This is a genomic window from Streptomyces sp. A3M-1-3 (genome assembly GCF_024213665.1).
Taxonomy (GTDB): Bacteria; Actinomycetota; Actinomycetes; order Streptomycetales; family Streptomycetaceae; genus Streptomyces.
The window spans coordinates 1-21,765 of sequence record NZ_JANAVP010000013.1 but is presented as its reverse complement, the minus strand read 5'-3'; the positions used below and the strand labels follow the sequence as shown (position 1 = coordinate 21,765).

Genomic DNA, 21,765 nt, shown 5'->3' with positions numbered 1-21,765 from the left:
TGGCGGACAGGCCGCGGAGCGTGTGCCGCGGCCCGTCCCGGCGCCGGCCGGGTCAGGAGGCCGGCGGTTCGGCGCCGACGAGCCACATGGAGAAGAACTGCGCCCCGCCGCCGTAGGCGTGGCCGAGCGCCCTGCGGGCGCCGTCCACCTGGTGTTCGCCCGCCCGGCCGCGCACCTGGAGCGCCGCCTCGGCGAAGCGGATCATGCCGGAGGCGCCGATGGGGTTGGTGGAGAGCACCCCGCCCGAGGGGTTGACGGGCAGATCGCCGTCGAGTTCGGTGACCCCCGATTCGGTGAGCTTCCAGCCCTCCCCCTCGGCGGCGAAACCGAGGTTCTCCAGCCACATCGGCTCGTACCAGGAGAACGGCACGTACATCTCGACGGCGTCGATCTCCCGGCGCGGATCGGTGATCCCGGCCTGCCGGTAGACGTCGGCGGCGCAGTCCTTGCCCGCCTGCGGCGAGACGAAGTCCTTGCCGGCGAAGAGGGTCGGCTCGCTTCGCATCGCGCCACCGTGCACCCAGGCAGGCGGGTGCGGGGAACGGGCGGCGCCGGCCCGGTCGGTGAGGACCATGGCGCAGGCGCCGTCCGAGGACGGGCAGGTCTCCGAGTAGCGGATCGGGTCCCAGAGCATCGGTGACGCCTGGACCTTCTCCAGGGTGATGTCCTTCTCGTGCAGGTGGGCGTACGGGTTCTTCAGCGCGTTGCGCCGGTCCTTGTACGCGACGAGGGAGCCGACGGTGTCAGGGGCCCCGGTGCGCCGCATGTATGCCCGTACGTGCGGGGCGAAGAAGCCGCCGGCGCCGGCCAGCAGCGGCTGCTGGAAGGGGACGGGCAGGGACAGGCCCCACATCGCGTTGGACTCGGACTGCTTCTCGAACGCGAGGGTCAGTACGGTCCGGTGGACGCGCGCGGCGACCAGGTTCGCGGCCACCAGCGCGGTGGAGCCGCCGACCGAGCCTGCGGTGTGGACCCGGAGCATCGGCTTGCCGACCGCGCCGAGGGCGTCGGCGAGGTAGAGCTCCGGCATCATCACGCCCTCGAAGAAGTCGGGCGCCTTGCCGATGACGACCGCGTCGATGTCCGCCCAGTTCAGGCCCGCGTCGTCGAGGGCCCGCCCGGCCGCCTCCCGGACCAGCCCGGCGAGGGAGACGTCCCGGCGGGCGGCGACGTGCTTGGTCTGGCCGATGCCGACGACGGCCACTGGCTCCTTGCTCATGGCTGCTCCCCCTCCAGGACGGCGACCAGGTTCTGCTGAAGGCACGGGCCCGAGGTGACGTGTGCCAGCGCCCGGTCGGACTCGCCCCGGTGGATGCGGGCCGCCGCCTCGCCGAGGCGGATGAGCCCTGCCGCCATCACCGGGTTGGCGGCGAGTGCGCCGCCCGACGGGTTGACGCTGACGTCGCTGCCGAGCCGCAGCGCCTTGCGCAGCACCACCTCCTGGGAGGTGAAGGGCGCGTGCAGTTCGGCGGTGTCGACGGGCCGGTCGAAGGCGCCGGCCCGCTCGGCGGCCAGCCGGGTGGACGGCGAGTCGGTGAGGTCGCGGACGCCGAGGCTGTGCGCCTCGATCCGGTGGTCGATGCCCCGGATCCAGGCGGGGCGCGGGCACAGCCGGCGTGCCGTGTCGCCCGCGGCCAGGATCACGGCGGCCGCGCCGTCGCCGATGGGTGCGCAGTCCCCGGTGCGCAGCGGCTGGACGAGGTAGTCGCCTGCGGGCACCGGACCGCGCAGCTGGGCGTGCGGGTTGGCCTCGGCGGAGGTACGGCTGCGGGTCGCGACCGCGGCGAGCTCCCGCTCGTCCGTGTTACCCGCGTCGATGACCGCGCGGGCCTGAAGCGCGGCGAGCGCGACCGAGTCGGGCCACAGTGGCGCCAGGTAGTACGGGTCGAGCTGGCGGGTCAGTACGTCGCGCAGCTCGCCCGGGGAGGACTTGCCGTAGGAGTAGACCAGGGCGGTGTCGGCCTCGCCGGTCTGGATCTTGACCCACGCCTCGTAGAGCGCCCAGGCGCCGTCCATCTCGACGTGTGATTCGCAGATCGGCGGCCAGGCGCCCACGCCGTCGAGGGTCATGGTGAAGGAGAAGGCCCGGCCGGCGAGGTAGTCGCTGGAGCCGGAGCAGGTGAAGCCGATGTCGCTCGCCCTGAGGCCGGTCTGCGCGAGGACGTCGTGCAGCACCGGCATGACCATCTCGACCTCGGAGAGGTCGTCGGTGCGCCGGCGGTGGCCGCTCTGCCCGAAGGCGACGATCGCCACGTCCCTGGCGTAATCCATCAGAGCAGCTCCTTGTACGCGTCGTAGTCGGCGTCCGGTTCGCCGGTCGGCCGGTAGTGGTCGGGGAAGCGGCCGTTTGAAGTCCACACCGGTTCGACGCGCAGCCCCATCCGCACCTGGTCGTACGGGATGCCGCCGATGCGTCCGTGCAGGGCGAGGCCGGCGCCGTCGAGGGCGATGTGCGCGTAGACGTACGGCACTTCGATGTCCAGACCCTTCGCCTTGATGTTGACGATGCAGTACGTGGTGACCGTGCCGCGCGGGCCGACCTCGACGTGCTCCCCGGTGGCCACCCCGCAGGTGGGGCAGGCGCCGCGGGGCGGGACATACACCTTGCGGCAGGAGGGGCAGCGCTCGCCGACGGTCCTGCGGTCGGCGAGGGCGCCCAGGTACGCGGTCTGGGCGCGGCCGGGCGAGTACGTGTAGTCGAGCCGGGCCGGGGTGACGATGCCGGTGACCGGGTCCGCGAACTCTCCGCTGTGCGGGACCGGGCGGGCGGCCTGCGGACCCTCGTACGGCTCGAAGCAGGCGATGTCGGTGATGGCACCGGAGCGTTCCCCGGCCCAGCGGATCCGGACGCGCATGCCGGTGCGTACGGCGTCCGGGCCCGGCGCGTCGAGAACGTGCAGCAGGGCGGTGTCCGCGCCGTCGAGCCTGACGAGCACCCAGGCGAAGGGGGTCGGCAGGGGTTGCCGGGGGCGGGGGGCCGGATTCCACGCCCAGGTGGTGACGGTGCCGGTGGGGGCCACCTCGACGAGTTCGCGCAGCTCCGCGGCGGTGACCGGGTCGTACTCGACCGGTGGGACGAGCACCCGGTCGTCGCTCGTCCGCACGCCGAGGACGGTGCGTTCGCGCAGACCGGTGAGGAAGGCGCTCTGGACGGGGCCGAGGGAGCGGGTGAACGGGAACTCGACGACCAGCGGGGCGCGGAGCACCTCCGGTGAGGGGGCGGCTGTCATGGGCGGGACTCCTTCTTCTGGGGAGGTGGGATGGGGGCCGGAGGCGAGGTGCCGCTGCGCGGGGCGTTCCCCCTCCCCGCCCCTTCCCGAACTGGGGCTCCGCCCCAGACCCCGCGCCTCAATCGCCGGCGGGGCTTGAGTTTCCCGCCTGGGCGGGAAGCTCGAGCCCGTCCGGCGATTGAGGACACGGCCGAAGGCCGTACGGGGGTCTGGGGGCGAGCCCCCAGTTACGGGAAGGGGCGGGTAGGGGGAAACTCACGCGCGGCGGTATACCGGCGCCCGCTTCTCCGCGAACGCCCGCGCCCCCTCCCCCGCATCCGCCGTGGCGAAGATCGGCCAGCCCCTCTCGAGTTCCGCCGCCAGCCCCTCCGGCTCCGTCATCCCGGCGGTCTCGTACACCGACGCCTTGACCGCCTCGACAGCCAGCGGCCCGCACGCGTTGATCTGTTCGGCGATGGCCAGCGCCTTCTCCAGTGCCGTACCGTCCGGCACCACCCGGCCGACGAGTCCGATCCGAACGGCCTCCTCCGCGCTGTACGGGCGGCCGGTGAGCAGCATTTCGAGTGCGTGGGTACGCGGGATCTGGCGCTGGAGGCGTACGGTCGAGCCGCCGATCGGGAAGAGGCCCCGCTTCACCTCGAAAAGGCCGAAGGTGGCGCTCCGGCCGGCCACCCGGATGTCGGTGCCCTGCAGGATCTCCGTACCACCGGCGACGCAATAGCCCTCTACGGCGGCGAGGACGGGTTTGCGGGGGCGGTGGTGGCGCAGCATCGCCTTCCAGTGCAGATCGGGGTCGGCCTTCAGCCGGTCCCGGTAGTGCTCCCCCTCCGTCCCCTTGCCCGCCAGGGCCTTGAGGTCCATGCCGGCGCAGAAGTCGCCGCCCGCGCCGGTGAGCACGACGGAACGGATCGTGTCGTCCTCGTCGGCCTCCTGCCAGCCGTCGTACAGCCCGACGAGGAGGGGCAGCGAGAGCGCGTTCTTCGCCTCGGGCCTGTTCAAGGTGAGTACCAGCGTGGCGCCTTCGCGCTGCACGGTGAGGTGTTCCGTACCAGCCATTGCTGTTCTCCCGTCTGGGGACCTAGAACAGGTTGCAGGAGGCGGGGGTCCAGTTCAAGAGTTTTCTGACAGACAGTCAGATTCTTTGACGGCCCCTCTTCCCAGTTGGGGTGCTCGGCGCTCTAATGACCGCCGAGCCAGTTGATGTGACGGGGTCAGGAGGAATGGTGGAGTACAACCTTGCCGACCTGTTCGAGTCGGTCGTCGACGTGGTCCCGGACCGCGAGGCGCTCGTGTACATCGACCATCCCGGCACCGGAGCGGAGCGCCGGCTCACCTACGCCCAGCTCGACGCGGCGGCCAACCGCATCGCCCACCACCTTCTGGACAGCGGGATCGAGCCGGGCGAGCACCTCGGCCTGCACCTCTACAACGGCATCGAGTACCTGCAGACGGTGCTGGCGTGCCTCAAGGCCCGGATCGTCCCGGTGAACGTCAACTACCGCTATGTCGAGGAGGAGCTGGTCCACCTCTACCGGGACGCGGACCTGGCGGCGCTGGCCTTCGACGCCGAGTTCACCGAGCGGGTCGCGGCCGCCCTGCCGCAGACGGAGAAGCTGCGGCATCTGGTGCGGGTGGGGACCCCGCCGGAGGGCGCGCCCGCGTTGCGTACCACCGGCTTCGCCGACGCCGAGGCGTCCGGCTCACCCGAACGGGAGTTCGGGCCACGCTCCGCCGACGACCTGTTCATCATCTACACCGGCGGCACCACCGGTATGCCCAAGGGCGTGATGTGGCGGCAGGAGGACCTGTTCTTCTCCGGCCTCGGCGGCGGCGCGCCGACCGGCGACCCGGTGAAGACGCCGGAGGAGCTGGCGGAGCGCGTGGCGGCGGGCGGGGACGGCATCACCTTCTTTCCCGCTCCCCCGCTGATGCACGGCACCTCCACGCTGACGGCGTTCATCGGCTTCAACTTCGGTCAGCGGATCGTCATCCACCGCAAGTTCGTGCCGGAGGAGGTGCTCCTCACCATCGAGAAGGAGAAGGTCACCAGCGTGTCGCTGGTGGGCGACGCGATGCTGCGGCCGCTCATCGACGCCCTGAAGGGGCCGCTCAGCCGAACGGACTGCTCCGCCCTGTTCAGCGTCTCCAGCTCCGGGGCAATCATGTCGGAGACGGTGCGCGCCCAGTTCCAGGAGCTGGTGCCGCACGTGATGCTGCTGAACAACTTCGGCTCCTCCGAATCCGGCTTCAACGGCACGGCGACGGACGACTCCGGCCCCGAGAAGGGCTTCCGGCTGCGGGTCAACGCCCGTACGGCCGTCGTCGACCCCGCCACGTACAAGCCGGTCACGGTCGGTGAACCGGGCCGCATCGCCCAGCGCGGACACGTCCCGCTCGGCTACTACAACGACCCGGAGAAGACGGCCGAGACCTTCTTCCGGAAGGGCGACGAGCGGTGGGTGCTGCTCGGCGACATGGCGACCGTCGACGAGGAGGGCATCGTCACCGTCCTCGGGCGCGGCTCCCAGTGCATCAACACCGGCGGCGAGAAGGTCTATCCCGAAGAGGTCGAGCAGGCCCTGAAATCGCATCCCGACGTGTACGACGTCCTCGTCGCGGGGGTGCCGGACCCCAAGTGGGGCAGCCGTGTCGCGGCGGTGGTGCAGCTGCGCCAGGGGGCGGCGCAGCCGTCGCTGGAGGACATCCAGTCGCACTGCCGGACCCGCCTCGCCGGGTACAAGATCCCGCGTCGGCTGGTGCTCGCCCCGGAGATCCGGCGCTCACCGAGCGGCAAGGCCGACTACCGCTGGGCCCGCACGGTGGCCGCGGCGGCCGAGGGCGCACCGGCGTAGCCGGGCCCGGCGCAGCGGGCCGGCGGCCCGCTGCGGCCGCGATGTCAGCCGTTTGCGCACGGGATGTATCCATCCGCTTACCCCGTGTGGCGAGCGGCGATGATCGCCCATAGCTTCGGCTCATGACGAAACGACAGATCAAGAGCCTCGCATGCATCGCAGTCGTCGCGGCCACCGGACTGGGCGCAGCCGCCCCGTCCGCCGCCGACAACCGGCACGTGGTGCGTCCGGGCGAATCGATCCAGAAAGCGGTGAACGCCGCACAGCCGGGAGACACGATTGTGATCTCGCCGGGCATCTACCGTGAGAGCGTCCTGATCACGAAGTCCGACCTGACCCTGCGGGGTTCGGGGGCGAGTACCGTGATCAAGCCCGGGGCGGCGAAGCGTGCCCCGAACGCCTGCACGACGGCCGGCAACGGAATCTGCGTCCTGGGCAAGGCGGGCCGGACCGTCAACGGCGTAAGCATCCGCGCGCTGACCCTCTCGGGCTTCAAGAAGAGCGGTATCTGGGCCTCCCGCACCGACCGGCTGACCGTCCGGCAGGTCATCGCCGAGAAGAACGGCGTGTGGGGCATCGCCCAGGAGAGGTCCACCCGTGGGGTGTTCCGGGGCAACATCGCCCGGGACAACGCCGAGTCGGGCATCTTCGTCGCCAACACGATCGACCGCGAGGGTGGCGCCATCGACACCAAGGGGGCGGTGATCCGCAACAACGTTCTGGAGGGCAACCGGATCGGAGCCACGGTCAGGCGGGTCAGAAACCTGTCCGTACACGGCAACAGGGTGACCGGGAACTGCGGCGGCCTGTTCGTCGTGGGCGACGAGACGAAGCCGTGGGCCGGGGCGATGACCATCCGCAACAACGTGATCTCCAAGAACAACAAGTTCTGCCCCAGCACCGTCAGACTCCCGGTCATCCAGGGATCCGGCATCGTCCTCACCGGCGCCGAGGCCACCGTCGTACGCGCCAACGTCATCAGGGACAACGTGGGCTCCTCACCTCTCTCCGGCGGCATCGTGCTGTTCAAGAGCTTCGTGGGCGCCCTCAACACGAACAACGTCATCAGAGACAACGTGGTGCTCGGCAACAAGACGGCCGACCTGGCCAACCGGGACACCGGCAAGGGCAACACGTTCTACGGCAACACGTGCCGGGCCTCCGAGCCCGCGGGGATGTGCTGACCGGTGTTCCTCTTCACCAGGAGAATCGAGGCGGTATGACGATCGTCAGTCCGACCCCCACGACCACCACCCCCACCACCCCGGCCCCCGTTGCCGCGCCCGCCCCGCAGTCCTCCATGCGGCTGAGGGAACTCGTCTTCGGGGCGGCGTGCGCCGCGGCCGTACGGGCGGCAGCCCGGCTGGGCGTGGCCGACGCGCTGGGCGAGGCGCCCACGGGTGCGGAGGACCTCGCGGCGGCGGTGAACTGCGAGGCGCGGTCCCTGCGGCGGCTGCTCCACGCCCTGTCCTGCTACGGGATCTTCGCGGAGACCGAGGACGGGAAGTTCGTGCACACCGACATGTCACGGATGCTGCGGGAGGACGCCCCGAACAGCCTGCGGTACATCGCCCTGTGGTGTACGGAGCCGTGGACCTGGGACGTCTGGCCGCGGCTCGACGAGGCGGTGCGTTCCGGCACGAGCGTCTTCCGCGAGGTGTACGGCAAGGGCTTCTTCGACCACCTGCACCAGGACGCGCACGAATCGGCGCATGTCTTCAACAGGGCCATGACTACGTCCAGCATGCAGTCGGCGCTGGACGTCGCGGAACTCCTCGACCTCACCGGCGTTACGTCGGTCGCGGACATCGGCGGCGGCCAGGGGCACGTACTCGCGAGCCTGCTGGAGAGGCATCCCGCGGTCCGCGGAACGCTGCTCGATCTGCCCGACGTCGTGGCCAAGGCCGATCCCCGGCTGCGCGACGGCGGCCCGCTCGCGGAGCGGGTGCACATCGTCCCCGGGGACTGCCGGCGGAGCATCCCGGTCAAGGCCGATCTCTACATCATCAAGAACATCCTGGAGTGGGACGACGACAGCACCCGCAGAACGCTGTGCAACGTGGTCGCCGCGGCCCGCCCGGGAGCCAGGGTCGTGATCATCGAGAACCTCGTCGACGACACGGCCTCGATGAAGTTCACCACCGCCATGGACCTGCTTCTGCTGCTGAACGTGGGCGGCGCGAAGCATTCCAAGGAGAGTCTGGTGGACCGGATCACCACTGCCGGTCTGATCCTCGGCGAAATCCGGCCGGTCAACGCGTATCTGCACGCGTTCGAATGCGCCGTCCCCAGCTGAACCGCGAACAACGCCCCGAGCCCGGCGCATTGCCGGGCTCGGGGCGAACTCGTGCTCGTCACGCGGTACGGTCGCGCTCCCAGCGGTAGAACTGGCGGGCCATGGCGTCCTTCGGGGTCTTCCATGTCTCGGGGTCGTACGGGCTGACGAAGGCGGACAGCTTGTCGCTGATGTCCCGGAAGGCGGGGTGTTCCGTCACCTTCGCGATCTCGGGGCCGGGCGGCCGCTCCGATTCGATGAGGTGCAGGTACACGTCGCCGAACTGGAACAGGCTGCGCCGGCTGACTCCGACGAGGTGGGGCAGTTCGCCGCTGTCGGAGGCCGCGAACAGTTCGGCGATGTCCGGAGCCGATTCCGGCGCCATACGGGCGACGATCAGAGCGTGGTGCATCGGGGAGGTCCCTTCGTGTGCCGCCGGGGGGCGGCGGCACGTAGGCGGGGCGTAGGCGGCGGGGTGTCAGTTCGGCGTGACGGGGGCGGGGGTGTGGCGTTCACGGTCGTGCTGCTCGATCCGGTCCCGGATGAGTTCCATCTGGATGCGGGAGTTGCGGTTGATGTTGTCGGTCATCCAGGCGTCGTCGACCGGGGCTTCGGGCTTCATCGCGAAGTCCTGCGTCCACTGCATCCGGATGCCGTCCGGGACCTCCGCGTACTCCCAGCGGATGTCCATGCGCTGGAACGGGCCGGTCTCGACCCGGCGGGCGCGGACCGTGAGCCCCGCGCGGTCGGTCACCCGTTCCGAGACCCAGCTCCAGACCTTGCCGTTCTCGTCGGGATGCATGGTCAGCCGGAAGGTCGTCTTGTCGCCCTCCCGGGCGAGGATCTCGACCGACGCGTACTCGCTGAACAGCCGCGGCCAGTTCTCGATGTCGTTGGTCACGTCCCAGACGAGGTCCAGGGGGGCCGCGATGGTGATGGCGTTCTCGGTGTGTCCGGGCACGTCAGGCTCCAGTCATGAGGGTGTTGTTGACGAGGTCGAGGAACTCACGCGGGGTCTTGCACCGGTCCGCGTCGGGGGGCAGCGGCCGGCCGTGCCGGTTCTCCAGCTCGCCCACGATGCCGAGGAGGCCCAGCGAGTCGAGTCCGAACTCGTCGAACTTGGAGTCGGGCCGGTTCTCCATCTCGTTCGGATCGACGGTCAGGCCGGCGCCCTTCTTCATCAGCGCGGCCAGTTCTTCCATGGTCAGTTGAGCGGTCATGAGGGGGTTCTCCTTCTCACGAGGGGGTGTCGGTGGCGCGCCGCAGCACGAGGGCCGCGTTCGACCCCATGAGTCCACGGCTCAGCACGAGCGCCGTCCGCAGGTCGGCGGGGCGGGCACGGCCGGTGGCCACGTTGAGGTCGTGGCACACGTCGAAGACGTTGGGCGTCGGCGGTATGAGGCCGTGCTCCATGGCGAGCACCGCGGCGGCCGTGTCCAGGACGGGCGCTCCGCAGTAGGCCCTGCCGATGCCCGTCTTGGGGGCCGTGACCGGTACCCGCTGCCCGTGCGCGCCCAGCGCGTCGGCGATCGCCATGGCCTCGGCCCGGTCGGCCTCGGGTACGCCGAGCGCGTCCGCGAAGACGACGTCGATCTCCTCCGGCGCGCAGCGGGCTTCCCGCAGCGCGCCGCGGATCGCCTCGGCCAGCCCCTCCCGGGACTCCTCCCAGCGGGACGCCCCGGTGAAGGTCGCGGCGTGCCCGGCCAGCTCGGCACGGACGCGGGCTCCCCGGCGGCGGGCCGCCTTCTCCTCTTCGACGACCAGCATGGCGCCGCCCTCGGCGGGGACGAAGCCGCAGGCGTCGGCGGTGAAGGGCCGGTAGGCGCGCGCCGGGTCGTCGCAGGTGCTCAGGTCCTCGTACCCGAGCTGGCAGACCACCGAGTACGGGGCCAGGGGGGCTTCGGCCGCACCGACCACGACGGCGTCGGTGCCCCGGCCGATCGCGCCGGCGGCGTGCGCGAGCGCGTCCAGGCCGCCGGCCTCGTCGCTGGCGACGACGCCACAGGGTCCCTTGAAGCCGCCGCGGATCGATATCTGGCCGGTACTGGCGGCGTAGAACCACGCGATGGACTGGTACGGGCCGACGTAGCGGGAGCCCTGGCCCCACAGCCGCTGGAGTTCACGCTGTCCGAATTCGCCGCCGCCAGACCCGGCGGCGGTCACCACCCCGACGGCGAACGGTGATCCGTCGTAGTCGGCGCGGCCGAGCCTGGCGTCGTCCAGGGCGAGGTCGGCCGCGGCCATCGCGAAGTGCGTGAACCGGTCGGTCTGGACGACATAGCGCTCTTCGATGAGCGCGACCGGGTCGAAGCCCCGGATCTCGCCGGCCACGCGCAGCGGCAGATGCTCGCATCCCTCGCGGGTGACCCGGTCGAGAACGCTGATGCCTTCCTGCGTCGTCTTCCAGAAGACCTCGGTGCTCGCCCCGTTGGGGGCGACGACACCGATGCCTGTGACGACCGAACGCCGATCCTGCCGGAAGCTCATCGTGTCCTCCCACTTGGTCGGGTCATGACCACCGCGGACTGGAAGCCGCCGAACCCGCTGCCGACCGAGAGCACGCTGCGCAGCTTCAGAGGGCGCGCGGTGCGTGGCACGTAGTCGAGGTCGCACTCCGGGTCCGGCGTCTCGTAGTTCGCCGTCGGCGGCACCACCTGGTTGGCCAGGGCCAGCACGCACGCCACGATCTCGATCGCCCCGATGGCGCCCAGCGAGTGGCCCACCATCGACTTGATCGAGCTCATGGGTACGTCGTAGGCGTGCGCGCCCAGCGACCGCTTGACCGCGGCCGTCTCGTGCCGGTCGTTCTGCTGGGTGCCCGAGCCGTGTGCGTTGACGTAGTCGATCTCCGAACTGTCGAGCCGGGCGTGGGCGAGAGCGGTGTTGATGGCCTCGGCCATCTCCAGACCCTCGGGGGTCAGGCCGGTCATGTGGTAGGCGTTGCCGAAGGTGGCATAGCCCTGGATCTCGCAGTACACGGTCGCCCCACGGGCCCGGGCGTGCTCCAGCTCCTCCAGGACGAGCACGGCTCCGCCCTCGCCCATGACGAAGCCGTCCCGGTTGGCGTCGAACGGCCGGGAGGCGTGCTCCGGGTCGTCGTTGTTCGCGGATGTCGCCTTGATGGCGTCGAAGCACGCCACCGTGATCGGGGAAATGGGCGAGTCGGACGCACCGGCTATGCATACGTCGACCCGGCCCTCCTCGATGGTGTGGAAGGCGTACCCGATCGCGTCGAGGCCGGAGGTGCAGCCCGTCGAGACGGTCTGCACGGGCCCGTGGGCACCGACCTGTTCGGCGACCGCGGAGGCGAGGGAGCTCGGTGAGAACGCCCGGTGCAGATGACGCCCCGCCGGCCGGTGGTCCACGTCCCAGCGCGAACCGGCGCTGCTGACGGCCACGTAGTCGTGTTCGAGGCGGGTCGTGCCGCCGACCGCGGTGCCCAGGGACACCCCGATGCGCCAGGGGTCCTCCTTCTCCGGGTCGAGACCGGCGTCGCGTACGGCCTCCCTGGCGGCCACCATCGCGAACTGGATGTACCGGTCGGAGCGGGCGACCTGCTCGCTGTCGAGGCCGTGGGCGGCGGGATCGAAGTCGCACTCGGCGGCGATACGCGAGCGGAAGCCCTCCGGGTTGAAGAGCGTGATGCCCCGCGTCGCCGTACGGCCGTTCGAGAGAAGGTCCCAGAACGCCGGTGCGCCCACGCCACCGGGGGCGACGACGCCGACCCCGGTGACCGCCACCCGCCGGGTCACGAAACCACCTCCGTACGTTCTGGCGGCCAGCCCTGCTCGGCGCTGTCCGTGTGCTCGGTGTCGACGTGCCCCAGCTCCGGGCGCGGGGCGAGCGGGCCGAGGTGGAAGACCATGCGCGCCTCGACGTCACCCACGTTGCGGAAGCGGTGGCGCACGTGAGGAGGGATCAGGAGGCCCTGATCGGGCCGGATCGGGTGCGGTTCACCGTCCAGGTCCACCTCGAGGAGTCCGCTCACGACGTACACGAACTCCTCGGAGTACGGGTGGTAGTGCTCGCCGATGCGGTCACCGGGCTGCACGATGGCCAGGCCCATGAAGCCACTCGTGGCGCCCACCGCGGTCGGCGTGAGCATGGCGCGCAGGTCGCCGCCGCGCCTGCGGTTGGGCTGGGTCTCGCTGAGGTCCACGATGCGTGGGCGGTGCATGGTCATGGGTACTTCCTCCAGGTGCGTTGTGCCGGCGACGTTGAGCGGGGGGCCCTGGGGCCCGGTGCCCGGGTCAGGAGTCCCGGGCCCGACGGTCGGTGATCAGGTTCATGTCGGAGCGTGCGAGCAGCCGCGAGATCTCCGCGTCGGTCCTCGGCACGTCCCCGCGGCCGTGGAGCAGACGCGCCAGCACGGCTGACTTGCGGGGGCCTTCGACGCCGAGCGCCAGCGCGGGCCTGGCGTCCATCGGGCCGCTGATGTCGATGAGCCGGACCACGATGTCGTCACGCTGGAAGATCGTGCTGCCGTCGATGGGGCTCGTGGTGTCATCGGCCGCCGCCTCGTCCTGGCAGGCCAGGTGCCGGGCCAGTGCCATACCGCAGCCCTGCTTGGCCTGGTAGAACAGCGCGTGCCGGGTGACGTCCGACGGATCGTGCTCGCGCGCCGCCACATGGTGGACCGCCGGGAGCGCGGCCCGGGTGAAGAACACCCGGGCGGAGTCGGGATCCCTGAGGTCACGGTCCTGTTCCAGGTAGGGGTTGATGGCCTCCTCGACGGCCCTGACCTCGGGCTGCTGGGCCACGTGCCGCAGGGCCGCGAGCAGGTCGCCCTGCACCTCGACCGCCCGTACGACGCGGTTGCCGTGCATGAAGAGCGAGGTGCGGCGCAGCCGGGTGATCTCGTCGACCTTCGCCTCCGGCGGGGTGTACCCGGCCAGGATCTTGGCGACGGTCGCCTCGCTGCCCGGCTTGACCGTAAAGGTGAGGGCGTGGCGGACCACACCGTCCCCGAGGCGGGGGGAGGTCTGCAGGCGGCCCTTGGCCGGCTCGGGAGCGCTCGTGAAGCTCTGCCCGGTCTCCCGAAGGATGCTGAAGCGCAGGGATCGCGTATCACGTACGCAGCTGTGCAGCGGCTGGACCGTCGTGACGTGCTCCTCGCTGTTCACCCAGGCGAGGAAGGGCGGTGCGCTCTCCCATTCGCTGGTGATGAGCCACTGCGACGGGTTCTCGATCGACTGGCACAGCTGGTCGCTGATGTGTCCGGGGACGGACGCGACCTGGTTGCGCAAGTGCTCGTACGCCTCGAGGAACTGCTTCTGCGCACCCTCGTGAAGGTCCAGCAGCAGAACCACCCGAAGCCTGGAGCCGTCGAAGGCGGACTGCGATATCCGTTCCGACAAGGTTGTCGTCATCTTCCTCACTCCTTCAATGGCGGATGCGGACGGTCCGCCCCCCAAGTCGCGGGCGGCTCTCCCGAGTCGATCGTGGGCCGCTGGTACGGGTGGCGCGAGATGTGTGAACCAAGCGGGTGAATGGGCGTCCGAACCCGTCCCACAAGGGCATGGACACTGCATCCCGTAGGGCGGCTCGAGCTGGAGCGACTGATGAACGACAACATCGACGACCGCGTGCCGGTCCTCATCGTGGGCGGCTCCCTGGTGGGCCTGTCCGCCTCACTGTTCCTGGGCCGGCTCGGCGTCCGGCATCTGCTCGTCGAGAAGCACGAAGACACCTCCATTCACCCGCGCGGACGCGGGAACAACGTGCGGACGATGGAGCTGTACCGGACTGCCGGCGCCGAGCAGGCGATCCGGGAGGCCGCCTCGGTCCTCGCGGACAACCACGGCATCCTCCAGGCCCCGTCGCTCACCGGCGACGAGCAGGAGTGGCTGTTCAAGGACATCGATCCCGGTGGCGCGCTCGCGCGTTTCAGCCCGGCGGGGTGGTGCCTGTGCAGTCAGAACGATCTGGAACCGGTACTGCTGTCCCAGGCCCGCGCGCAGGGAGGTGACCTGCGGTTCTCCACCGAGCTGATCTCGTTCGACCAGGACGGCTCGGGAGTGAGCGGGGTGCTGAGGAACCGGGAGACCGGCGAGCAGCGCACGGTACGCGCGGACTACCTCATCGCGGCCGACGGGCCTCGCAGCCCCGTCCGGCAGCAGCTGGGGATCGGCCAGACCGGACCCGGCGACCTGTTCCACAATGTGAGCATCACCTTCCGCTCCAAGCGGCTGGCCGAAGTGCTGGGAAACCGGCGGTTCATCGTGTGCTACCTCACCAACCCCGAAGCGGACGGCGCCCTGTTGCCGGTCGACAACCTGGCGAAGTGGGTGTTCCACGCGCCCTGGCAGCCCGACCGGGGTGAGGTCCTGGAGGACTTCACCGACGAACGGTGCGCGAAGCACATCCGCCATGCGGTCGGCGCACCGGAACTCGACGTCGAGATCACCGGCAAGGCTCCGTGGCACGCCGCCGAGCGGGTCGCTGAGCGGTACTCGTCCGGCCGGGTCTTCCTCGCCGGCGACTCCGCCCACGAGATGTCCCCCACCGGGGCGTTCGGCTCCAACACCGGCATCCAGGACGCGCACAACCTCGCCTGGAAGCTCGCCGCCGTGCTCGGCGGCTGGGCAGGGCCCGGACTGCTCGATTCGTACGACGCGGAGCGCCGGCCGGTCGCCCAGGCGACCAGCGCACGCGCCTCGGCGCGATCGAGCGAGCACAGCCACCCCGGATACGCCGCGGCTCCCGGCGTGGGCGGCGGACGGCAGGGCGGGATGCTCTCGGTGGCCATGGGCTACCGCTACCCGCGGGGCGCGGTCCTCGGCGTCGACCCCGAACTGCCCGTCGTGCCGGAGCGGATGGAGCTGACCGGCGCGCCGGGCACCCGGGCCCCGCACATGTGGCTGCTCGACCGGGGCGAGCGGAAGTCCACCCTGGACCTGTACGAGCGTTCCTTCGTGCTGCTGTGCGGCTCCGCGGGCGGGGCGTGGCACTCGGCCGCGCGGCGCGTCGCGGACCGGCTGTCCGTACGGCTCGACGCCTACCGGGTCGGCGCCGGACCGGACGCCGACCTCACGCCCGAGGACGCGAACGGGAAGGGGAACGGGGCCGGGGCCGGGGCCGACTGGGCGGAGGTCCACGGCACGAGCGCGGAAGGTGCCGTACTCGTACGACCGGACGGCTTCGTGGCCTGGCGGTCGGCGGGTTCCGTGCCCGATCCGGAGACGGCCCTCCACGAGGCGCTGGCCTCGCTGCTCGACCGGGGCTGACCCGGGGGCTCCGGTCGTTCGGGCCGCGTCAGAGGCAACCGAACCGCTTCAGTTCCCTGAGGAAGTCCTCGGGCTTTGTCGGGTGCACCAGATGGCCGGCGTCGAGGGTGACGAGCCTGCATCCGGGGATGAGGCCCGCCATCCGGGCCAGACCATCCTGCGAGACAGTGCCCCCTCGGTGCGGTAGGCGAGTTCGGTTACTGAGGCATGCGCGCCATCCTCGCCACCTGCCGACAGTCACCGCAACGCGGTTTACTGATCCGCAGCACGACGACCGAATGATCGGTCGTCCGGTTCGGGCGGGAGGATTCGTCATGGCGGCACGGTCGGACGCGGCGGAAGGTTTCACTCACGAGGAGCTCGCGGCACTGCAGCTCGAGCGGCTGCGTGCCACCCTTCGGCACGCTTACGCGCATGTGCCCTTCTACCGGGAGTCCTTCGACAAGGCGGGAGTCCGGCCCGAGGACTGCCGGTCGCTCGCCGACCTCGCGCGTTTCCCGTTCACCACGAAGGCAGATCTGCGGGACAACTACCCCTTCGGGATGTTCGCCGTGCCGGAGTCGGATGTGCGGCGCATCCACGCCTCCAGCGGCACCACCGGACAGCCCACAGTCGTCGGTTACACCGAACGGGACCTGGACATGTGGGCCGACGTGGTGGCCCGGTCGATCCGCGCCGCCGGCGGCCGGCCCGGCCAGAAGGTGCATGTGGCGTACGGATACGGGCTGTTCACCGGCGGCCTGGGCGTCCACTACGGCGCCGAACGGCTCGGCTGTACAGTCGTCCCCGCGTCCGGCGGGATGACCGCGCGCCAGGTGCGGCTGATCCAGGACTTCAGGCCCGAGATCATCATGGTGACGCCCTCCTACATGCTCACCCTGCTGGACGAGTTCGAGCGGCAGGGCATCGATCCCCGTACCACCTCTCTGCGGACCGGCATCTTCGGCGCCGAGCCGTGGACGGAGGAGATGCGGCGCGAGATCGAGGAGCGCTTCGCCATCGACGCCGTGGACATATACGGGCTGTCCGAGGTGATCGGCCCGGGTGTCGCGCAGGAGTGCGTCGAGACCAAGGACGGCCTGCACATCTGGGAGGACCATTTTTATCCGGAGGTGGTGGATCCCGTCACGGACGAGGTGCTGGCCGGCGGCGAGCACGGGGAGCTGGTGTTCACCTCGCTCACCAAGGAGGCCATGCCGGTGATCCGCTACCGCACGCGGGATCTGACCCGGCTGCTGCCGGGCACGGCGCGGCCCCCGTTCCGACGGATGGAGAAGGTCACCGGCCGCTGCGACGACATGATCATCCTGCGCGGGGTGAACCTCTTCCCGGCCCAGATCGAGGAGATCCTGCTGCGTACGCCGGGAGTCGCGCCGCACTTCCAGTTGCGGCTGACCCGCGAGGGCCGGATGGACGCGCTGACGGTACGGGCGGAGTCGCGGCGGGATGCCTGCGCGGCGGACCGTACCGCGGCCGCCGAGGCGGTCGTGCGGGCGGTGAAGGACGGCATCGGGGTGTCGGTCGGGGTCGAGATCGTCGACCCCGAGACGCTGGAGCGGTCCGTGGGCAAGATCAGGCGGATGGTGGACGAGCGGCCGAAGTGAAGCGGTCCCTCAGCTCCCGCTTGAGGATCTTCCCGCTGGCGTTGCGTGGCAGCTCGTCCACGAGCAGCACCTGTTTGGGTGCCTTGAAGTGGGCGAGCCGTTCGCGCGCGTGCGCGGTCAGCTCCTCGGCGGTCACGTCGCCGCGCGGCACCACGACGGCGGTGACCGCCTCGATCCAGCGGTCGTCGGGCAGTGCGATCACGGCAACCTCCGCGACCCGCGGATGCTCGTACAGCACGTCCTCGACCTGGCGGGAGGCGACCAGCACTCCCCCGGAGTTGATGACGTCCTTCACCCGGTCGACCACCGTGAAGTACCCCTCGGCGTCGCGTACGGCGAGGTCGCCGGAGCGGAACCACCCCTTGCGGAAGGCCTCTTCGGTCTCGGCGGGCTTGCGCCAGTAGCCCACGCACAGCTGCGGTGAGCGGTAGACGACCTCGCCGGGTGTGCCGTCGGGTACCTCCCTGCCGTCCTCGTCGACGACCTTGGCCTCGACGTACCGGACCGTGCGGCCGCAGGATTCCATCCGCCCCTCGTGTTCCTCTGGGCGCAGGACAGTGGCCAGCGGGCCGATCTCGCTCTGGCCGAAGCAGTTGTAAAAGCCGAGCCCGGGCAGCCGCCGGCGCAGCCGCTCCAGCACGGGCACGGGCATGATCGACGCGCCGTAGTAGGCCTTGCGCAGCGCGCGGAGGTCGCGGGTGGCGAAGTCGGGGTGACTGGCGAGCCCGATCCAGACGGTCGGCGGAGCGAACAGGCTGTCCGCACGGCCTGCCTCGACGAGGTCGAAGATCTGTACGGCGTCCGGCGCGTCCAGGATGGTGTTCTCCGCGCCGACCGCGAGGTACGGCAGCAGGAAGACGTGCATCTGGGCGGAGTGGTAGAGCGGCAGCGAGTGGACGGGCCGGTCGTTCTCGTCGAGGTCGAGGGCCTGGATGGCGCTGGCGTACTCGTGGACCAGCGCCCGGTGCGTCATCATCGCGCCCTTGGGGAGCGCGGTGGTGCCCGAGGTGTAGAGCAGCTGGACCACGTCCCGCTGGTCCCGGTCGGGTTCGAACTCCTCGGGCTCGCTCAGGGCGGCAAGCAGCGAGTCGTCCGTGTCGCGCAGCGCGCGTACGGCAAAGCCGTCCGGGATCCGGCCGGCCAGGTCAGGATCGGCGAGGACCAGCGCGGCGGCGGAATCCTCCAGGATGTATGCGAGGTCGTCGCCGGCGAGGTTCTGATTGACCGGCACATGCACCAGCCCGGCGCGCGCACAGGCGAGGAAGGCGATCAGGTACGCGTCCGAGTTGTGGCCGTACGAGGCGACCCGGTCGCCCTGCTCAAGTCCGTGGCCGGTCAGGGTGGCTGCCGCGGTCGAGACCGCCTCGTCCAACTCCTGGTAGGTCCAGGTCCGGTCCTTGTACCGCAGCGCCGTGCGCTCGGGCACCCGCCCGGCACTGATCCGCACGATCCCGTCGACGGTGCTATTGCGTACTTCCCTCATGACGCGATCCTGTGCGCCGGGCAGGGGCAGGTCAAGGTCCCTCGCGCACACTCCGCGCACAGGAGATACCGAACGGGATAACGACGCCTCCAAGCGCCTCATGCAGCGCTGGGAGTCCGGCGAGACGGCCGCACCCCGGCCGGTCTACGCCCGCGCCCTGGAGGTCGTGACCGGCCTGCCGATCGGCCCCCTGGGCCTCGCGGCCTCGGTACAGGCGCGCGTGTCCGACGACGGCCACGGCGGTCACGATCTCGTGGACAGGCCAACCGGCGTCCCCGTGGCCAACGGCGCCCCTGCGGCCCAGACGGCGCCGCGCGGGAACTACTCCGGGGTGTGGCTGTCCCGGTACGAGTTCGTCTCGTTCGGCCGGGACAACCAGGTGTTCGTGGGGCTGCACTACGTGGTGCTGCTCCAGCACGGCAACCGGCTCACTGGCCGCAGCCTGCCGAACGCGTCGCTCAACCCGGACTCGCCGCTCACCCTGGATCTCCAGCTCGACGGCGCCACGGTCACCGGCACGTGGACCGAGCAGACCGCGACCGAGGGCTACTACCGAGGGGCGAGGTACTTCGGCGCGCTCCAGATGCTCGTGGAGCCGACCGGCCGACGCATGGCCGGGAAGTGGGTCGGCTTCGGCAAGGACTTCGACGTCAACACCGGTCCGTGGGAGCTGCGGCTCATGGACGCCGATACCGGCAAGGCGACGCTGGCCAAGTACGACCGGCCGCCGGAGGCGTGATCGCCAGCCAGCTGCTACGACGAACCCCCGCCAGGATCGACCCTGGCGGGGGTTCTGTCGCGCGGCGGGTCAGCGCCGCACCCAGTCGATGTCGACGGACTCGGGGTCGAAGTACGACTGTCCCGGCCGCCATCCGGCCGGGCGTCCGGTGCGCGCGGGCAGCAGGGTCACCGACACGAGCGCGGCGACGATCCGGCGCCGGATCGCCAGGCCGTACCGCGCCCGCCACCAGGCGAGCGCCTCGTCCGTGTCCTCGGCGTGCCGCCGGACCAGTTCGGGAAGGTCGACCTCATCGAGCGGGCCGGGCGCGGCAGCGGCGGCTGCCGCCGTGGCCGCGTCGGTGATCTCCTGCTCGACGGCCGCGAGCTTCTGCTTGATCCGCCGCGCGGCCTCCCGGTACTCCACCGGGTCGGCGTCGTCGTCACCGGCGAACGCCTCGGCCAGGCCCTCCAGACGGGCCGTGAGCGCCTTGTGGCGGCCTTCCAGGGCGTCCAGGTCCGCCCCTGCCGTCGCCGGGGCCGGAGGCGCGAAGAGCACGTGTGCGTCTTCGCGGCACAGCCGAGCGATGATCACGCGCTCCACGAAGTCGTCGACCGGCGCCGCCTGTCGGATCAGGTGCGCGCGCTCGGTGCACCGGTACTGCTGCGGCGCCCCGGCGTGCGCCCCGCCGGGACGGATGACCGCGCCGCAGTGGCACCGATACAGGCCGCTGCCCAAGTAGCGCACGGACTTGCCGTCATGACCGGCACTCAGGTGCGAGCTGCGGGCCGGGTCGGTCAGCACGTTGCGCACGGCCAGCCACACGTCATGGTCGAGGATCGCGTCCCACTGCGCCGGGCCGACGACCTCGCCCCGGTGCTCGACGAGCCCGGCGATCCGGGCCGACAGCAGCGTCTTGCGCAGCGACGGCACGGCACAGGGGGTGCCGCGCGGCGTGAGGGCGTCCTCGGCGTTCCATGCGCGGCAGATGCCCGCCGGCGTGAGGCCCTTGTCCGGGTCGGCGTCGTGGGCGAGCACGGCGTCTGCGGCCATGCGGATCAATTCCGCCTCGGTCCCGTCGACCTGGGGAACCTCGGGGTCCTGCCCCTTGGCCTTGGGCTTCACGGCCTGGTAGCCGAACGCGCGCGGCCCGCCGTGGTTGACCCCGGCGGTGCGGTTGGCCTGGTGCTTGTCCCGCATCCGCTACACGGCGTGCTCAACCTCGTGTGTGCTCACGCTCGCCAAGATACGGGCGACCATCCGGCCGCTCGCGGAGGAAAGATCGAGTTCGCCCTGGACGACCGGCCGGATCACGGCGTGCGTGCGGTCCACGATGTCGATGAGCGGCTCAAGGTCGCGGGCCTGGCGGTACAGGCGGTCGGTGTGCCACACCAGTACCGCATCGGCCGCGCCAGCCGCGAGCATGTCCAGCGCGGCCGCGTACCCCGGGCGGCGGGCCCGCTGGCCGCGCTTGCCGATCGCGGTCCGGTCGTCGTCGGTCTCAACGCCGATGACAACCCAGCCCAGTTCGGCGGCGAGCTTGCGGCAGGCGGCTTCCTGCCGGGCGACCCCTTCGGCCTTGCCGTCCGGGTCGTGCGAGATGCGCGTGTAGATCACTGTGCGGAGCAGAGCGTTCACGGTGCGTGCCATGGGGTTAAAGTACGCCCGGATCATGAACTTGGAAAACTCCAACAACAGTGCCTGGCTGGCCAACGCGGATCAGCCGCTCACCGGCTACCCGCGGGTGTTCGGCACCGTCGGGACCCCGCGCTCACTGCGGACCCGTGGCGCGGTGGAGGACGTCGCGGCGATGGCCCGCAAGGGCGGGCTGACGGTGGCCGACCTTCAGGGGCAGCAGTTCGCGAACCGGGCGCCGGCCGGGGATCTGGCGGCGGCCGACGTGGCCGCGGCCTGTGCCGCGCTGCCGGGCGGCTCCGCGGTGGGCAGCGACGGCGGGGCGGTCGATGTGTCGGAGGCGTGCGCGGTGCTGAAGAACTGGGACCGGACGGTGGACACCGGCAGCCGTGGGGCTCTGCTCTTCGACCGCTTCTGGCGCCGGCTCGTCGGAGGCGTCCCGGCGGCGGAGCTGTGGAAGGTCCCGTTCTCCCCAGGCCGACCCGGTGTGGACGCCGAACACGCTGAACACCGCCTCGCCCGCAGTGGCCCGTGCACTGGCCGACGCCGTGGGCGAGCTGCGGAAGGCGGGCATCGCCCTGGATTCCCCGCTGGGTGAGCACCAGTTCGTCGTACGGGGCGGCAAGCGCATCCCCATCCACGGCGGCACCGAGGCGCTCGGCATCTGGAACAAGATCGAGGTGCGCCACGAGGCGCCACTGTTACCGGGCAGGGGTGCAAGACCCCTGCCGCCGGGCTGTCG

The 21,765-nt window shown here is 70.9% G+C and carries 21 protein-coding genes and 1 pseudogene; 7 read left to right on the top strand and 15 right to left on the bottom strand.

Annotation, left to right across the window (positions count from 1 at the left end; translation table 11 throughout):
* Window positions 1-52 precede the first annotated feature (52 nt).
* From NLX86_RS16515 to NLX86_RS16500, 4 genes are all read right to left on the bottom strand, one after another.
* On the bottom strand, window positions 53-1,219 hold the full coding sequence (locus NLX86_RS16515) for a thiolase domain-containing protein (protein WP_254372471.1): 1,167 nt from the start codon (window positions 1,217-1,219) through the stop codon (window positions 53-55).
* Window positions 1,216-2,271: a thiolase domain-containing protein gene (locus tag NLX86_RS16510; protein WP_254372470.1), complete on the bottom strand. Its 1,056-nt coding sequence runs from the start codon at window positions 2,269-2,271 to the stop codon at window positions 1,216-1,218. Before NLX86_RS16510 ends, NLX86_RS16515 begins: the two co-directional genes overlap by 4 nt.
* Complete coding sequence (locus NLX86_RS16505) at window positions 2,271-3,230, bottom strand: Zn-ribbon domain-containing OB-fold protein (RefSeq protein WP_254372469.1); 960 nt, start codon at window positions 3,228-3,230, stop codon at window positions 2,271-2,273. The genes NLX86_RS16510 and NLX86_RS16505 overlap by 1 nt, the downstream gene beginning before the upstream one ends.
* Before the next feature lie 255 nt (window positions 3,231-3,485).
* Entirely contained in the window at window positions 3,486-4,286 is an 801-nt protein-coding gene (locus NLX86_RS16500) for a crotonase/enoyl-CoA hydratase family protein (RefSeq protein ID WP_254372468.1), read from the bottom strand.
* A gap of 167 nt (window positions 4,287-4,453) precedes the next feature.
* On the opposite strand from NLX86_RS16500, the gene NLX86_RS16495 reads away from it, so the two are divergent.
* The 3 genes from NLX86_RS16495 (at window position 4,454) to NLX86_RS16485 (ending at window position 8,378) form a co-directional block, all read left to right on the top strand.
* Window positions 4,454-6,082 (top strand): acyl-CoA synthetase, encoded by a 1,629-nt coding sequence (locus NLX86_RS16495; RefSeq protein WP_254372622.1) that lies wholly within the window; start codon window positions 4,454-4,456, stop codon window positions 6,080-6,082.
* Window positions 6,083-6,204: 122 nt separating this feature from the next.
* Window positions 6,205-7,266: a nitrous oxide reductase family maturation protein NosD gene (locus tag NLX86_RS16490; protein WP_254372467.1), complete on the top strand. Its 1,062-nt coding sequence runs from the start codon at window positions 6,205-6,207 to the stop codon at window positions 7,264-7,266.
* Window positions 7,267-7,301: 35 nt separating this feature from the next.
* Window positions 7,302-8,378 carry a methyltransferase gene (locus NLX86_RS16485; protein ID WP_254372466.1) on the top strand — a complete coding sequence of 359 codons (1,077 nt, stop codon included), beginning with the start codon at window positions 7,302-7,304 and terminating at the stop codon, window positions 8,376-8,378.
* 58 nt (window positions 8,379-8,436) lie between these two features.
* Here NLX86_RS16485 and NLX86_RS16480 read toward each other — a convergent pair whose 3' ends face one another.
* From NLX86_RS16480 to NLX86_RS16450, 7 genes are all read right to left on the bottom strand, one after another.
* Window positions 8,437-8,769: a TcmI family type II polyketide cyclase gene (locus NLX86_RS16480; protein ID WP_254372465.1), complete on the bottom strand. Its 333-nt coding sequence runs from the start codon at window positions 8,767-8,769 to the stop codon at window positions 8,437-8,439.
* A 66-nt stretch (window positions 8,770-8,835) separates the two neighbouring features.
* Window positions 8,836-9,318 (bottom strand): SRPBCC family protein, encoded by a 483-nt coding sequence (locus NLX86_RS16475; RefSeq protein ID WP_254372464.1) that lies wholly within the window; start codon window positions 9,316-9,318, stop codon window positions 8,836-8,838.
* A 1-nt stretch (window position 9,319) separates the two neighbouring features.
* The gene (locus tag NLX86_RS16470) at window positions 9,320-9,577 is read right to left on the bottom strand and encodes an acyl carrier protein (RefSeq protein WP_254372463.1); all 258 of its coding nucleotides are present in this window, start codon (window positions 9,575-9,577) and stop codon (window positions 9,320-9,322) included.
* Window positions 9,578-9,593: 16 nt separating this feature from the next.
* Window positions 9,594-10,844, bottom strand: coding sequence for a beta-ketoacyl synthase N-terminal-like domain-containing protein (locus NLX86_RS16465; protein ID WP_254372462.1), 1,251 nt, complete (start codon window positions 10,842-10,844; stop codon window positions 9,594-9,596).
* Window positions 10,841-12,109: a beta-ketoacyl-[acyl-carrier-protein] synthase family protein gene (locus NLX86_RS16460; protein WP_254372461.1), complete on the bottom strand. Its 1,269-nt coding sequence runs from the start codon at window positions 12,107-12,109 to the stop codon at window positions 10,841-10,843. Before NLX86_RS16460 ends, NLX86_RS16465 begins: the two co-directional genes overlap by 4 nt.
* A complete protein-coding gene (locus tag NLX86_RS16455; protein WP_254372460.1) occupies window positions 12,106-12,540 on the bottom strand; it encodes a cupin domain-containing protein in 435 nt (144 codons plus the stop codon). The genes NLX86_RS16460 and NLX86_RS16455 overlap by 4 nt, the downstream gene beginning before the upstream one ends.
* Window positions 12,541-12,607: 67 nt before the next feature.
* Entirely contained in the window at window positions 12,608-13,726 is a 1,119-nt protein-coding gene (locus NLX86_RS16450; protein ID WP_254372459.1) for a SchA/CurD-like domain-containing protein, read from the bottom strand.
* Window positions 13,727-13,918: 192 nt separating this feature from the next.
* On the opposite strand from NLX86_RS16450, the gene NLX86_RS16445 reads away from it, so the two are divergent.
* Window positions 13,919-15,583 (top strand): FAD-dependent monooxygenase, encoded by a 1,665-nt coding sequence (locus NLX86_RS16445; protein WP_254372458.1) that lies wholly within the window; start codon window positions 13,919-13,921, stop codon window positions 15,581-15,583.
* A 28-nt stretch (window positions 15,584-15,611) separates the two neighbouring features.
* Here the strand turns inward: NLX86_RS16445 and NLX86_RS35055 are convergent, their stop codons facing one another.
* Window positions 15,612-15,725, bottom strand: coding sequence for an alpha/beta fold hydrolase (locus tag NLX86_RS35055; RefSeq protein ID WP_374213893.1), 114 nt, complete (start codon window positions 15,723-15,725; stop codon window positions 15,612-15,614).
* Window positions 15,726-15,897: 172 nt separating this feature from the next.
* On the opposite strand from NLX86_RS35055, the gene paaK reads away from it, so the two are divergent.
* The gene (paaK, locus tag NLX86_RS16440) at window positions 15,898-17,187 is read left to right on the top strand and encodes a phenylacetate--CoA ligase PaaK (protein ID WP_254372457.1); all 1,290 of its coding nucleotides are present in this window, start codon (window positions 15,898-15,900) and stop codon (window positions 17,185-17,187) included.
* On the opposite strand, the gene NLX86_RS16435 is transcribed toward paaK, so the two are convergent.
* Window positions 17,156-18,670, bottom strand: coding sequence for a fatty acyl-CoA synthetase (locus NLX86_RS16435; protein WP_254372456.1), 1,515 nt, complete (start codon window positions 18,668-18,670; stop codon window positions 17,156-17,158). The genes paaK and NLX86_RS16435 overlap by 32 nt on opposite strands.
* Here NLX86_RS16435 and NLX86_RS16430 point away from each other — a divergent pair.
* Entirely contained in the window at window positions 18,669-19,409 is a 741-nt protein-coding gene (locus NLX86_RS16430; RefSeq protein ID WP_374213892.1) for an XRE family transcriptional regulator, read from the top strand. The two genes, NLX86_RS16435 and NLX86_RS16430, sit on opposite strands and share 2 nt — an antisense overlap.
* A 69-nt stretch (window positions 19,410-19,478) precedes the next feature.
* Here NLX86_RS16430 and NLX86_RS16425 read toward each other — a convergent pair whose 3' ends face one another.
* Both NLX86_RS16425 and NLX86_RS16420 read right to left on the bottom strand, forming a co-directional pair.
* Window positions 19,479-20,588, bottom strand: a complete 1,110-nt coding sequence (locus NLX86_RS16425) for a recombinase family protein (protein WP_254372455.1) — start codon at window positions 20,586-20,588, stop codon at window positions 19,479-19,481.
* A 3-nt stretch (window positions 20,589-20,591) separates the two neighbouring features.
* Entirely contained in the window at window positions 20,592-21,038 is a 447-nt protein-coding gene (locus NLX86_RS16420; protein ID WP_254372454.1) for a recombinase family protein, read from the bottom strand.
* Window positions 21,039-21,069: 31 nt separating this feature from the next.
* Between NLX86_RS16420 and NLX86_RS16415 the strand changes: the two are divergent.
* Window positions 21,070-21,765 (top strand): annotated as a pseudogene (locus NLX86_RS16415) (penicillin acylase family protein); the annotation flags it as partial.

Excerpts from the sequence above, each read along its gene's own strand:
- NLX86_RS16515 (WP_254372471.1), bottom strand. The coding sequence starts at position 1,219 with ATGAGCAAGGAGCCAGTGGCCGTCGTCGGCATCGGCCAGACCAAGCAC.
- NLX86_RS16510 (WP_254372470.1), bottom strand. The coding sequence starts at position 2,271 with ATGGATTACGCCAGGGACGTGGCGATCGTCGCCTTCGGGCAGAGCGGC.
- NLX86_RS16505 (WP_254372469.1), bottom strand. The coding sequence starts at position 3,230 with ATGACAGCCGCCCCCTCACCGGAGGTGCTCCGCGCCCCGCTGGTCGTC.
- NLX86_RS16500 (WP_254372468.1), bottom strand. The coding sequence starts at position 4,286 with ATGGCTGGTACGGAACACCTCACCGTGCAGCGCGAAGGCGCCACGCTG.
- NLX86_RS16490 (WP_254372467.1), top strand. The coding sequence starts at position 6,205 with ATGACGAAACGACAGATCAAGAGCCTCGCATGCATCGCAGTCGTCGCG.
- NLX86_RS16485 (WP_254372466.1), top strand. The coding sequence starts at position 7,302 with ATGACGATCGTCAGTCCGACCCCCACGACCACCACCCCCACCACCCCG.
- NLX86_RS16480 (WP_254372465.1), bottom strand. The coding sequence starts at position 8,769 with ATGCACCACGCTCTGATCGTCGCCCGTATGGCGCCGGAATCGGCTCCG.
- NLX86_RS16470 (WP_254372463.1), bottom strand. The coding sequence starts at position 9,577 with ATGACCGCTCAACTGACCATGGAAGAACTGGCCGCGCTGATGAAGAAG.
- NLX86_RS16465 (WP_254372462.1), bottom strand. The coding sequence starts at position 10,844 with ATGAGCTTCCGGCAGGATCGGCGTTCGGTCGTCACAGGCATCGGTGTC.
- NLX86_RS16455 (WP_254372460.1), bottom strand. The coding sequence starts at position 12,540 with ATGACCATGCACCGCCCACGCATCGTGGACCTCAGCGAGACCCAGCCC.
- NLX86_RS16450 (WP_254372459.1), bottom strand. The coding sequence starts at position 13,726 with ATGACGACAACCTTGTCGGAACGGATATCGCAGTCCGCCTTCGACGGC.
- NLX86_RS16445 (WP_254372458.1), top strand. The coding sequence starts at position 13,919 with ATGAACGACAACATCGACGACCGCGTGCCGGTCCTCATCGTGGGCGGC.
- NLX86_RS35055 (WP_374213893.1), bottom strand. The coding sequence starts at position 15,725 with ATGGCGGGCCTCATCCCCGGATGCAGGCTCGTCACCCTCGACGCCGGC.
- paaK (WP_254372457.1), top strand. The coding sequence starts at position 15,898 with ATGGCGGCACGGTCGGACGCGGCGGAAGGTTTCACTCACGAGGAGCTC.
- NLX86_RS16430 (WP_374213892.1), top strand. The coding sequence starts at position 18,669 with ATGACGCGATCCTGTGCGCCGGGCAGGGGCAGGTCAAGGTCCCTCGCG.
- NLX86_RS16435 (WP_254372456.1), bottom strand. The coding sequence starts at position 18,670 with ATGAGGGAAGTACGCAATAGCACCGTCGACGGGATCGTGCGGATCAGT.
- NLX86_RS16425 (WP_254372455.1), bottom strand. The coding sequence starts at position 20,588 with ATGCGGGACAAGCACCAGGCCAACCGCACCGCCGGGGTCAACCACGGC.
- NLX86_RS16420 (WP_254372454.1), bottom strand. The coding sequence starts at position 21,038 with ATGGCACGCACCGTGAACGCTCTGCTCCGCACAGTGATCTACACGCGC.